This is a genomic window from Vibrio owensii (genome assembly GCF_002021755.1).
GTDB lineage: Bacteria > Pseudomonadota > Gammaproteobacteria > Enterobacterales > Vibrionaceae > Vibrio > Vibrio owensii.
This window is the reverse complement of the sequence record NZ_CP019960.1, coordinates 188,591-200,803: the sequence shown is the minus strand read 5'-3', so window position 1 is coordinate 200,803 and position 12,213 is coordinate 188,591. Positions and strand designations below refer to the sequence as shown.

The 12,213-nt window shown below is 45.1% G+C and carries 13 protein-coding genes; 3 read left to right on the top strand and 10 right to left on the bottom strand.

Annotated features, from left to right (window positions below; translation table 11 throughout):
- Positions 1-110 precede the first annotated feature (110 nt).
- From A9237_RS17535 to A9237_RS17515, 5 genes are all read right to left on the bottom strand, one after another.
- Positions 111-563, bottom strand: coding sequence for a hypothetical protein (locus A9237_RS17535; protein WP_009705016.1), 453 nt, complete (start codon positions 561-563; stop codon positions 111-113).
- Positions 564-703: 140 nt separating this feature from the next.
- On the bottom strand, positions 704-949 hold the full coding sequence (locus tag A9237_RS17530) for a hypothetical protein (protein ID WP_005435933.1): 246 nt from the start codon (positions 947-949) through the stop codon (positions 704-706).
- Between the two features lie 302 nt (positions 950-1,251).
- Positions 1,252-1,965, bottom strand: coding sequence for a class I SAM-dependent methyltransferase (locus tag A9237_RS17525; RefSeq protein ID WP_078608838.1), 714 nt, complete (start codon positions 1,963-1,965; stop codon positions 1,252-1,254).
- Positions 1,966-2,121: 156 nt separating this feature from the next.
- Positions 2,122-2,523: a GFA family protein gene (locus tag A9237_RS17520; protein WP_005435931.1), complete on the bottom strand. Its 402-nt coding sequence runs from the start codon at positions 2,521-2,523 to the stop codon at positions 2,122-2,124.
- Positions 2,524-2,690: 167 nt separating this feature from the next.
- Positions 2,691-3,170 carry a porin gene (locus tag A9237_RS17515; RefSeq protein WP_009705020.1) on the bottom strand — a complete coding sequence of 160 codons (480 nt, stop codon included), beginning with the start codon at positions 3,168-3,170 and terminating at the stop codon, positions 2,691-2,693.
- Between the two features lie 499 nt (positions 3,171-3,669).
- On the opposite strand from A9237_RS17515, the gene A9237_RS17510 reads away from it, so the two are divergent.
- Entirely contained in the window at positions 3,670-5,154 is a 1,485-nt protein-coding gene (locus A9237_RS17510; RefSeq protein WP_078608837.1) for a winged helix-turn-helix domain-containing protein, read from the top strand.
- Between the two features lie 21 nt (positions 5,155-5,175).
- On the opposite strand, the gene A9237_RS17505 is transcribed toward A9237_RS17510, so the two are convergent.
- Entirely contained in the window at positions 5,176-5,898 is a 723-nt protein-coding gene (locus A9237_RS17505; protein WP_009705022.1) for a TerC family protein, read from the bottom strand.
- A 512-nt stretch (positions 5,899-6,410) separates the two neighbouring features.
- On the opposite strand from A9237_RS17505, the gene A9237_RS17500 reads away from it, so the two are divergent.
- On the top strand, positions 6,411-7,025 hold the full coding sequence (locus A9237_RS17500; RefSeq protein ID WP_078608836.1) for a mechanosensitive ion channel domain-containing protein: 615 nt from the start codon (positions 6,411-6,413) through the stop codon (positions 7,023-7,025).
- Between the two features lie 31 nt (positions 7,026-7,056).
- Here A9237_RS17500 and A9237_RS17495 read toward each other — a convergent pair whose 3' ends face one another.
- Together A9237_RS17495 and A9237_RS17490 are read right to left on the bottom strand one after the other, a co-directional pair.
- Positions 7,057-7,320 (bottom strand): DUF3012 domain-containing protein, encoded by a 264-nt coding sequence (locus tag A9237_RS17495; RefSeq protein ID WP_005435930.1) that lies wholly within the window; start codon positions 7,318-7,320, stop codon positions 7,057-7,059.
- Positions 7,321-7,437: 117 nt separating this feature from the next.
- Positions 7,438-7,875: a PACE efflux transporter gene (locus A9237_RS17490; protein ID WP_020195742.1), complete on the bottom strand. Its 438-nt coding sequence runs from the start codon at positions 7,873-7,875 to the stop codon at positions 7,438-7,440.
- 151 nt (positions 7,876-8,026) lie between these two features.
- Here A9237_RS17490 and A9237_RS17485 point away from each other — a divergent pair, with 151 nt between their 5' ends.
- Positions 8,027-8,914: a LysR family transcriptional regulator gene (locus tag A9237_RS17485; protein WP_041054086.1), complete on the top strand. Its 888-nt coding sequence runs from the start codon at positions 8,027-8,029 to the stop codon at positions 8,912-8,914.
- Between the two features lie 72 nt (positions 8,915-8,986).
- Here the strand turns inward: A9237_RS17485 and fni are convergent, their stop codons facing one another.
- Both fni and A9237_RS17475 read right to left on the bottom strand, forming a co-directional pair.
- Complete coding sequence (fni, locus tag A9237_RS17480) at positions 8,987-10,006, bottom strand: type 2 isopentenyl-diphosphate Delta-isomerase (protein ID WP_078608835.1); 1,020 nt, start codon at positions 10,004-10,006, stop codon at positions 8,987-8,989.
- Positions 10,007-10,255: 249 nt separating this feature from the next.
- A complete protein-coding gene (locus A9237_RS17475; RefSeq protein WP_009705027.1) occupies positions 10,256-12,049 on the bottom strand; it encodes a cation:proton antiporter in 1,794 nt (597 codons plus the stop codon).
- Positions 12,050-12,213: the final 164 nt, after the last annotated feature.

The following is a 12,213-nucleotide window of genomic DNA, read 5'->3' as shown; positions in this document are numbered from 1 at the left end:
GAAGAGGAAACAGAAACGTTTGAAAGCCCCAAAAACAAAGCCGCTACGAATGAGCGGCTTTTGTATTTGCTTTAGTGTTTACTCAGGTGTTTAAGTAAACATTAAACCTGTCAGGCAATTCTTCCGTGGCTGATTGCCATCATTTCATCGTAGGTACGTTGTAATGCATCAAACGTCCATTCGAAGTAGACGCGACGTTCCATCAGCGGAGCAATTTGGTCTGCATCAAATGATTCGATCGTCAGATCAGAATACTCGACTTGCAGGCTGTTGCCGTCCGTACCCCAATCTTCGTACTCACGATTACCAATGAGATCGTAAAGGTTATTACTTAAGAAGCTGTATACCACTAAGAATGATTTTACTGCGTCTTCCGAAAAGTTAAGCATGCTCGCGACTTGCGCGACGTCATACGACTTTTCTTTATCACCTTGGTCAATATCAAGCCTCACCAATTGAGTTTCCCACGCTGCCAATTCACCGTAGGAATCCAAGACGTATTGGTTCAGTGCTTCGAACACATGAAAAAAGTCCTGGATCATTGAGATGTATTTATCAGACATAACGTCCCTTATTGTATTTGGTGAACGGACGATCTTCGCCGCCGTGTTATTGCTCACCCTAGCCAGTGGTTGTTAAAAGTTAGACTACAAGTTGCAACACCGCATACTGTACTTGTAATTTTGTTGTCATTTTTGAGTGATCAGTCAATTAATAGCGTTGGCTCGTCGATACCCATGTAGTCACACAGTTCACGTTTAATTCGGTGAAAGTCTTGTACCGAGACAAAGCAATCGGCGTATTCTGTTTTACCATCAATGCCGATATACACATGAGCAAAAGACTCGACCGTCGACGTAATTTTGATGGAATCATGGCTGAGTTCGAACGTAACAACTTGGTCCATATTCAGGTAACGACCAGATTCGATTTTTAGTGCTTTCGCCATAATGGGGTCCTAAGGTAACAGTGCAGATCTGGAAATAGGCAGCATCCCGGTGCTCAAATAGAAAGGCTTGCTAATTTGATGGTGATTCTGCTCCATAATTGAAGTGAGCCTATCACAAGCCCCTACCCCCAAAATTAGAGTTTGACCGCACTTTCCTTTGGATTTACTTACAGATGAAACAGTTACTCAAAATCTGACCGCAAATTCACATACAAAAGAAAAACGGAGCGTATTTCACAGTTTCACGGAACAAAAAGGCCACTGTGATAGCGGCCTTGGTAAGTCATTAATTGGCGTGAACTTCACGCATTTATCTGGTACATCGCGAAATAGGTATCGGCTTGAATAACGTGTTTTTGGCTAAGGTGCTTCAAAGCCTCAACAGCGTTTGCGAATGGGTCATCTCCTGAGAATTCTTCAACCAACTTGTTGTAACGCTTTGAAGAAGAAAACAGCACATGCGCCAGCTCTTCAGCGCTGACTTCTAGCTCTACGGTCTCTTTGTAAACCTTCATCGCTTGGAAAGCGTCACAATCACTGAAGTTGATAGCGTGGTCATAGTTGGATTCCGTCAGCTCCATCTCTATGCCTAATAGCTCTAGGGGCTTTTCTAACAGCACTTCAAAATCGTACACCACAACGTGCGCTGCAGATTGGCAAACGCGTTGAAGCTCAGTCACCAAAGCCGCAGACTTTGCGTAAGAAAGTGAGCCAGCAAACGTCACGACATCCACACTGTTGTCTGGTAATGGCACATGCTCACCATCGCCGACATGATACTCAATTCCTGCTGATGGTTTGGTTTGCTCAATCATTGACGTGCTCGGATCCACACCATGCAGTTGCTGACAGTATTTAGCCAATGCCAGTGTTGATACGCCCGTACCGCAGCCAATATCTAATCCCAACTGGAACTGGGGTAACACACCTAAATTGGCTTGTAGGATGACTTGATGCAGCGGCGGACGATAAGCCGCGTAATGCTTAGAGATGGCTTGGTTGTATTCTTCGCTCACTGATGTTCTCCCAAAATCTGTCGATGTTATTTAACCGTATCCGTATAGTGTCGGATATTACTGCCACTCAAAAGCAAAAAGCCACTCATTTGAGTGGCTCTATCTCACAACTTTAAATGCTTTCTGATTTGGTACGATGCTCAGTCTCAAACCGGCTTATAGCTTGGGTTCGGCTTCGAATTGCTTGAGGTCATCAGTAATGTCATTCCAAGGCGCTTTGGATGCGACAAAAATATGGAAGCTTGGCTTATGGGAAGGCACATCATCAAGAATACCCAAGCGCACATTGACGATACCGTTGTTCTTTTTCGAATAAAGGCTAGAGCCGCAGTGACGGCAGAATGAGAGTTCGGTATTGGCGCTCTTCTGATAGGTTTGAATGTGTTCCGCGCCCTCGATCACAATCAGTTTATCCAGTGCAACGCCACCTGCAGAGGAGTAATCGGATCCGGTAAATTTGCGGCATTCAGAGCAATGACAATTGCCCATGTATTTGAATTCATCCGCGACTTCGAGTTTCACCTTGCCACACAGACATGAGCCTTTGAGTACTTCCATTGTTAAGTCCTTCTCTTTATTGGAATGTCAGTTACCGAATCACCATGCCAGTCCAACACGACGAAATAAAGACAAGTAAGTCAGGTTTGCAAAAATGGAACGAAGAAAACCACCGCACTCTTCCATAAGCGCAGTGGAAAACAACTAGGACAAGTCGTTGCTTTTTTTTAGAAGCGGAACTCTGCACTTAGCGCGTAGCTGTTCTCAACAACTTTTGCTTCGTACATGGTGTACTCAAGTGCAACGCGAGCTGGGCCCAATGTCACACCAGCACCTACGCCGTAGTAGATGTCGTTCGTGTCACCAAGGTTAGTTTGGAAGTGACCCATACCGACACGACCGTAAACGTCGAAAATAGTGATTGGTAGTGTTAGTTTCGCACTTGCTAACCAAGCATCAGAATAGATGTGCTCGAAGTCTTTGTGCGTATCGATGAAATCTGCATATCCACCTTCAATCGATAGTAGGTCATTAAACTGGTAACCGATGTAAAGGTTGTAACCGCTGTTTTGATCACTAAAGTCTGTGTTCTCGTTCTTTACTTGGTATTCAGAATATAGGTAGCTAGCACCAATGTATGGGTTAGCAGCAGCTTGTGTAGCAAAGAAGATAGCAGCGATTGGAAGAATAAATTTGTTCAGTTTCATTTCTTAATAACTCTCAATATAAAAGGTTGACTAACATTCCCTAATCCTTCAGTACGTGATGCTCATGCATCGATTTTTTATTTCCTTATTGCAAGTGACTCCAGAGAACGTTGCGCCTTTTCTCTTTTAAGAAGCTCGCCCCTCACTTGCGGTATGGGATGCATCATCCTGTGTTTTCGCCGCTGTGACATAACGTAAAGCTCAGCAGTTAATAAAACTTCATCACTGGCATATAAACAAAATATAAAACCAATAAATACATAAACTTAAACATCAAAACAGAAGGTAAAACAACCAAATTAATTGGAACTTTTCTTCCATTCAGTGTTGATTTCCTAGGTAAAAAGGAAAGCACTAGAGGTTGAGAGCAGAAATCGGCATTCCAATAACGAAATGTGTAGAAAATCACGTTACTCGCGCTTTAAATTGTCAGCAAAATCATTCAATTGAGACTACATTTACTCAATGAGATGAATAAAAAATAGAAGAGCGAGCGTGAATGCCTGACAAAAACATCAGTTTTATCGTAGATGAGTGGCGTTTTGTGCCCAATGAGGGGCAAATACAGTTTGCTGACTCATGCATTACGATTGATAACCGTCTCTCAAAGTTGCTTGAGTTCTTGTGTCTGAACCCAGGACTGACTCACACGCGTGATGAACTTATCGAGCAAGTGTGGGGCGGCAGTGTATTGACCGATCAAGTGGTCACTCAAGCGGTATTTGAACTCAGAAAAGTACTGAAAAAGCACAGCCAACAGGAATGCAGCTACATCGTCACCGTACCAAAGCGTGGGTATCGATTTGATGGCGAAGTAAAACTGGAAAAAATCGCGATACAGAAACCTGAAGATCAGGTGATTGAAGAGGAAGAGTCGCAAACTGAAGCCTCGAAACCTTCGGTAGAGGCCGTTAAATCCCACCCTAAAAAGAGCAAACACCCCATCTTAATTGGTGCACTTTCTTTGATTGTTCTTATTCAGGCGGCATTTTTACTGTTTAGCGCAAACGACTCAAAACCGAACCCTGATGTTCGCACCGGGCACTTGAGCCATTACGAATTTCGTTATGCAGTATTGAATGTCAGTGAGGATGTGAAAGCACGACCAGAATTGTACGGTATCGTCATTAAGTTCATGGAACACATTGGGTTTTACAGCAATATTCGTGTGGTCAAATCTAAAGAACACAGAAAACTCGCCGCCGTAGAGTTCAACATCTCCACCAGCAAGAGCAGCGACGGTAAAAAGCTGCGTTTGTTGTTCCAGTATCACAATCGCGTATCGGGGCAGACTCATTTGAATCGTCGTTACTCGACCAACTTTGAACGGTTTCATCAAACTTTCCCATCCATGATCGATGACATGCTGCGCGCGATGTACATTGAAGTGCCGGAAGAAGAGTTGGAACACAATGTGTCGATCTTCCCTAAAGATCCAGAAGCAGTAAAAGCCTTGATGTCTGGGACGGGGGCTTTGTACAACAACGCTGGCTATGAGAATGCGATGGCGTATTTTCGCCAAGCAAAAGCCCTCGCACCAGATAATGCCTACACCATTTCGGTAAGCTACATTGGTGAAGTCATGAGAGTATTTGCAAAAGATGAAGCGAATAAGAAGCAAGTAATTGAAACACTGAACAAAGAATACTCTTCTTCTTTGTCCGAGGTGTTGAAGCGAGGGAATAACCCAAGAGTGTGTGAAGCCAACGCAATCTTGGCGCTGTCGGAAGATAACCCAGATAAGGCATCACAAATACTGCTGTCGATTCCGTACAATCAGCAAACGTCCTTAACCTATCTATTACTAGCGAAAGCGGAAGAAGCTCGCGGTCATACAAGTGGGGCAAAAGAACTGTATTTGCAAGCGACACAAAATACGTCGTCGCCAATTGCACTGAAACTTGCGGGTCCATTGTTCTTTGACAGCAACTTGGACACCATGATTAAAGAATTGCAAAGCGTAAAAAGCGAAGCTAACCCATAGTGGTTAGCTTCGCATTAAAGTTTAGAAATATTGTCCTGCCACACGTCGAGAAGAAGGTTGTCGGCTGATTAAGATATGGCATAGCTCAAGCAGCAAACCAAACGCGAGCGCACTGTAAACGTAGTGCTTATCGATGTTCAGCCCCAACCCTTCAACAATCAGCAGCGCACCTAATACAATGAGGAATAGCAGCGCGAGCACTTTCAATCCCGGATGGCGAGTAATTACAGCCTGAACTTTATTCGCCATCAACATCAGAATCACGCTTGAAGAGATGATCACGCCAGCAAGAATGGTGATGTCCTGCGTTAGGCTCGCCGCGATAATCAACGAATCGAGAGAAAACACCGCGTCCACCGCAATAATCTGCAATATTACCGTGCCAACTTGCCCAGCAAAGAATTGATGTGGTGGCGTTTCAATAGGCACGACCCACGCCCAAAGCTCTTTGATGCCTTTAAACAACAGGAATGCACCGCCGACAATAAAGATAAGATCATTACAAGAGAGTGATACCCCTTGGTATTCGACAAACGGTTCTTTCCAAGACAGCAACCAAGATACCGAAAAGACCAGTGCAATGCGGTTTAACACTGCTAAACCGATACCGAGATTACGTACGCGTTGACGCAAATGAGCAGGAAGACGCTCCGTCATGATGGTAATAAAGACGATGTTATCGACACCCAGAATGAGTTCTAACATGAGTAACGTGCCGAAGGCGATAAAGTAGTCGAGATTCATTATTTAAGTTCTCTGTGCAAAGTACGAAAGAATAGTTATTCAATATCCACTCTCTCCTAAGCAGGCACTACCTTGCGCTCAAATCCCCTCTCTAACATGGGGAAGTCTGTATTCCGTTCTTAGGTGCTTTGGGTGAGTTGTTCCCTAATGACGCAATTATGAGTAGCGTCTTTTCATTGCTTTGTAGAACACGTAAAGCAATTTGATCGCGATAAGTGTCATCACTTTCTCCAAGGTTGTGGTTAATCAGAGGAAGGCTATTGTATTCACCCGTTTCATAACCACATCACAAAGCACTTAGAAAAAGATAAAGAAAATATAAAACAAATAAACACTTCAATTTCATTACTTTAAACAAACCAAAAACCACCAAAGGTGAGAAATTCGTACCAAAAGAAACGGTTTCTTTGGCTTATAAAATAGCATGAGGGAGATATGATTTTTTGCTGAGAGAGACTTGACGCTTTTTCTGATGGTTGACCGTACACTCGCCCTATAAAGAGGAGAACGTAATGCTGTCATCGATTGAACAACTTCTACAAATCCTGAGTGACTACGACATACTGCTCGGTCTGATTTTCATTTTGGCTTATCAAATCTTCAGTAAGATCGCGACGAAAGCACTCACTACGTTAGCGCGGAATAAAAAAGTCAAACCACCAAGAATTTTATTCATTACCAGAACGGTGAACATTTTGTTGTTCGTCTTCTTATTTGCTACGTTTTTGCTCGTGAGTGGTATTGGCTATGGGAATTTTTCGATCTTCCTTTCTTCTGTGTTTACCGTTCTAGGTGTGAGCTTTATTGCTCAGTGGTCAATTCTGAGCAACATCACCGCTAGCTTTCTTATCTTCTTCGTTTTCCCTTACCGTGTAGGCGATAACATTCGTATTGATGATGGCGCAGGAATTGAAGGGATGATCATAGACATTCGTTTGTTTCACACCTTGATAAAACATGAAGACGGCGACTTTTCGACTTACCCAAATAACCTCTTGCTACAAAAGAACGTCACCAAGAGAACCCATAAGAATGCCGTTGAGCCGACTCTACAAAAGGTCACCGACGTAGATATCGATGTTAGTGTCGGTGTTGATGACCTTCAAATACAAGAAAGCCGAGCATAGTGCTCGGCTTTCTCATTTTTGTTCGGTCAATTTAGAACACACAGTGCTTAGCAAAGTCTGTCGCTTCGTTTGCCGTCCACTCACCTTTCGGCTTGTCTTTTAGGTTCTTACACCACTGCTCGCTACCGATGCCATCTTGCAGAACACAGTGCTTCGCGAAATCAACCGCGTTGTCTGTTGTCCATTCTGTCTTTGGCTTTTCGCGCATGTCTTTACACCAAGCTTCTGTACCCACTTCGTCAGAACATGCCGTTAGCGCTGTTGCCGCTAGCAGTAGCATTACCAGTTTTTTCATAAATTTAGGTTCCACTTTCAATTGATGAATGAACTATACCCAAAATATCAGTGCTCGTGTTAAGCCAACGACAATTTATCGACTCACGCTCCGTAAAAGTGACGAAATTCCCTTAAATCAGCCTAACTGCACCGAAGTTGCCATTCGACGTCTCATCATAAACGCTCGAACATGATCATAGATGTAATTGAAGACAAACGCATACAGGGTAATGAAAATCGTCACGCCCACGTCCATGACAAACGCTTCCCACATACTGACTTTTAGCATCCACGCCATCGCCGGAATGGTGGCAAATAACAGGCCTGCTTCAAACAACACCACGTGTACGATTCGAAGTCGGATTGTGCGTTTCTCTTTTGCCCCTGTCGCAAAGCGATCAAATATCCAGTTGAAGATAAAATTCCAAATCATCGCAATGGTCGCAACGACTATCATGGTTCCTGATAATGCACTGACTTCATGATCCGTAAACAATGCCAAACCAATAATGGATAAACTGATTGCCAATACTTCAAATAATACGGCGTGAAACACACGCTCTAACGCTCCCATAAAAACCTCACAACTTCACATGGAACAAGTTAAGTGGCGGCGATTATGACAGCGTGATAACGAAGGGAAAGTTAACAACCATCACGAATAGTGATAGCTTACAACTAGGCTTTCTGGATGAGTCTCATCCAAATTCTCTTTAGGTATTTAAATGTACAGCTTTGAACAACTCAAAATCTTTGTCACCGTGTGCGAAACAGGTTCTTTCTCCGCAGCGGCAAGAAAACTAAAGCGCGCACAATCAGGTGTAAGCCAATCTGTCGCTAACCTTGAGATCGCAATTAACCAAGAGTTGTTCAATCGAGAGAAAAATACACCGACACTCACAGATAACGGTAAAGCCTTATTGCCCATCGCTCAGTCCATTCTGCATCAACAGAAATTCTTCGACCAAAAAGTCGAGTCATTAGAGCAAGCCTACGAACACGAGCTAGTGATTGCGGTGGATGAATCTCTTATCAACCAATCGCTACTGGCGCAATTTGCTAGCTTGGCTGACCAATTCCCTATTACGCAGTTCGATATCATTACCGCACCAACATTCGATGTAGAAGAGCTGATTCGCAAAGGAAAAGCGCAAGTGGGTATCGTGTTGGCTGATGGTGAGCTAAAAATGGACATGGATTTCTTTACCCTCGGGCACACTCGTTTTCTCACTGTGGCTTCGCCTTCTCACCCATTGGCACAGCTGTCGGTGGTTCATGATGCGGAGCTCAAAGCCCATCGCCAACTGGTACTGCGCAGTGCACAAAGGAAAGAACTGTGGTTCAGTTACGCTATCAGCACTCAGTTATGGTTCGCTAATTCGCATCAGACGCTGACCGACTTAGCGTGTCAAAACGTTGGTTGGGGATTATTGCCAGAAAGAGTGGTCAGCAATGAGATTGAGAGCGGTAAGCTCGTTGCTCTGCCCGTTGCGCACGAATTTGATGGCTGGCTCACGACAGTTGGATGTTTAGTCTCTCGAACCCGAGGTATGGGCCCGGTTTTGCAAGCTCTAGTAAAAACCTTGCAGAGCTATCGCTATCAGGACGAATAGTCCAAAACTGTTTTGTAGGTTTAAGTTTTAGAATTTGTCCGAGACCTAGAAGAGCTCTAGGTCTGATTGACGCTAAAGACGGCGAGCTTGAGTCAATGCTTGGAGATTCGCAGAACCTGTACCAAAGCACGCCAAACGTAACTCTAATGCCATTTGTTCAAAGTGGTCGACGACAGATTGCGTGCTAATCGTCGCGGCTTTTAATACCGCACCAGCTTGCCCAACAAGGCTAGCACCAAGGTGTATCGCTTTGGCCGCTTCTAAGCCGTTATGCACGCCACCAGACGCAATTAAAGGTAAGTTAGGGTATTGAGCGTGGATTTGCTCTAAACACTTAGCCGTAGGAATGCCCCAGTCACGAAATAGCTCCGCAGCGCGCTGCATCTTGTTGTCTGTCTGACAATAACCTTCAACCGCAGACCAACTCGTGCCACCAGCGCCCGCAACATCAATTGCATCCACTCCAGCGTCAACAAGCTGCTTGGCTACTGCACCACTAATGCCAAAGCCAACCTCTTTGATGATCACCGGGACATCGACGCGCTGTTTTAACTGTTCAATCGATTTGAGCACACCAATCCAATCATGGTCACCATTCTGCTGAAAGGCTTCTTGCATAGGGTTGAGATGCACAAATAAAGCGTCCGCTTGGATAAAGTCGACTGCACGTTGGGCGTTGTCGAGGCGTTGTTTGTCTCTCAGTTGAGCGGCCCCTAAGTTGGAATACAAAGGCACGCCTTTCGCAAGATCACGAATGGTTTTGCCCAAACCTGAATGTAGGCTGTCTTCTAGGCTCACGCGCTGCGAGCCAACTCCCATCGCAATGCCCATTTCACTGGCCGCTTCTGCCAAACGACAGTTGATGATCTCTGCATCTTTTGCGCCACCCGTCATTGAACTGATCAAAAACGGCAGCGTTAATGAATGGCCAAGAAACTCGCTCGAAAGATCGATGGCGTTAAAGTCACATTCAGGCAATGCGCAATGCTCAAATTCGACAGACTCAAAGCCCGCCGTTTTGCTTTTCATGTTCATGTCATGATGTAAAACAGCGTCTAGATGTAAGTCTTTTCGATTAGATTGCGGAGCCATAATGTCACCCTAAAGTAAAACAGTCGCGCAGTATTGCGATCCTTGTCATTGCCGTCAATGCGAAAATTCGGAAATTGAACAATTTATTTACCGAATCGAGCCTTGTGGGCTCTGGCCTTATGACTAAGGAATCATATTAAGGAGCAGCGTTTAAAACACTGCGCCCCACTGCTCTATTAAGCTTGGGTAACGATTAACAATGTTGCCACTCCGATGTGCCAAAAGTGGCAGTTCTAGATGTCATTTAGACTATTGAGTCTCGACGGATTGAATAAGCGCCACCACCGTGCTGGTTGTAGGTGGTGTGAACTGGTCCGGATCATCACAGAATTGAATTTTACCTTTCTCTTCAACATGAAAAAGCGGAATCACCAAATTGTCTTTGTGGTGCTCAAGGTAATCTTGGTAGGTGAAGCTCTCACTCAACTTAGTGTGTTTGATTTCTGCACCTTGGCTCAGCAAACTGGCCATTTGGGTGTAACTGACGTTGCCGCCCATCAGCAATTTGCCGTGATACTCCTCGGCAACCGAGTGTTTTTCATTGCCGTTAGATTTGGTTTTCTGCAGGCAATGTACTTTATCTTCGCCAAACTCGCCGACAAATTGCATACACGCCATGATATTGAAGTGTTGGTCTGGAGTTAGTGCCACCACTTGCCCAATGCCAATTAGATTCAAGTTGTCATCAGCATGGCTAGAGATCGGGTTACCGTAGTAATGGTCTAGGCCCAGCATGCGAACTTGGCTAATGTAGTCCCAGTTTGAATCGGTGAGCAGAACTTTGCGATCGTATCTCGCCAGCGCTTTACCTATCTCTTGCGCCACTCGGTTTGCACCAATCAGTAGGAAACCTCTTGGTGCTGGCTCAGCCACACCTAGCGCTTTAGCCATAGGACGCGCCGTCGCACTTTGCAGCACCACCGTGCCGATGATCACCATAAAGGTCATTGGCACCAACAGCATGGCTTCTGAAATGCCATATTCCGTTAGCTTGATAGCAAACAGTGATGAGATGGACGCCGCCACGATACCGCGCGGCGCAACCCACGAGAGGAACAGCTTATCTTTGAAGGTCAAATTACTGCGAATGGTTGAAGCGAAAATCGAAAGTGGACGCGACACTAACTGCATGAAAACAAACAGCAACACCGCACCGCTACCAAGCGCCGCAAAATCATCAAGACTAATGCGTGCCGCTAGGAAGATGAACAACCCAGTGATCAACAAGATGGTTAAGTGCTCTTTAAAGTGCAGGATTTGCTGAATGTTGATGCCCTTTGCATTTGCTAACCACATGCCCATAACGGTGACCGTCAGTAGGCCTGCTTCCGATTCCATTTGGTTAGAAATCGAGAACACACCGAGCACGACCATCAATACCGCAAAGGGCTGAAGGTATTCTGGCAGCCAAGCTCTACGCAAAACAGTAGACACCGCAGCACCAGAAGCGACACCGAGGATCAAGCCCACCGCAATGATGGTGCCAAACACTTCGACGCTGTTAACGGCATTGTGCGAGACAATAAACTCGTACACCATCACCACAAACAACGCGCCTAATGGGTCGATCAAGATACCTTCCCAGCGCAGAATATTGGCGAGTTTGGAACTTGGGCGCACGGTTCTCAGCAACGGCACAATCACCGTTGGACCAGTCACGACGGTTAAACTGGCGAACAAAATCGCAAGCTCCCAAGTAAAATCAAGGAAATAGTGCGTCGCTACACTAGTTGCCACCCAAGAGATGATCGCGCCAACAGACACAATGCTCCACACCGAACCGCTCACGCCACGAATCTCTTTAAAGTTAAGGGTTAAACTGCCCTCAAACAGAATCACCGCCACCGCGAGAGAGACTAAGGGAAAGAGTAAATCCCCGAGAATGTCGTCTGGATTAAGCCATTGCAGGATCGGCCCAACAATGATCCCCGCCAACAATAAGAACAGTATGGCTGGTAAGCGCATTCGCCACGCTAACCACTGACAACCTAAACCTATTACCCCAACCGCCGATAGCACCAGTGCTTCGTTGCCCACTTGCATTTATCATCACCTAATTTGTTATTGTTCTGGTGAGCTTTCGCCCAAAACCGATTAACTCTATAAAAAAGATTAGTTTAGAGTGAACGCTCCGCCAGTTTTCGTTCAAATATGCGACTCTCTCTCAAAATTATCGGTCTGTGTTGTATATCCCGTTAGCTTGTCAC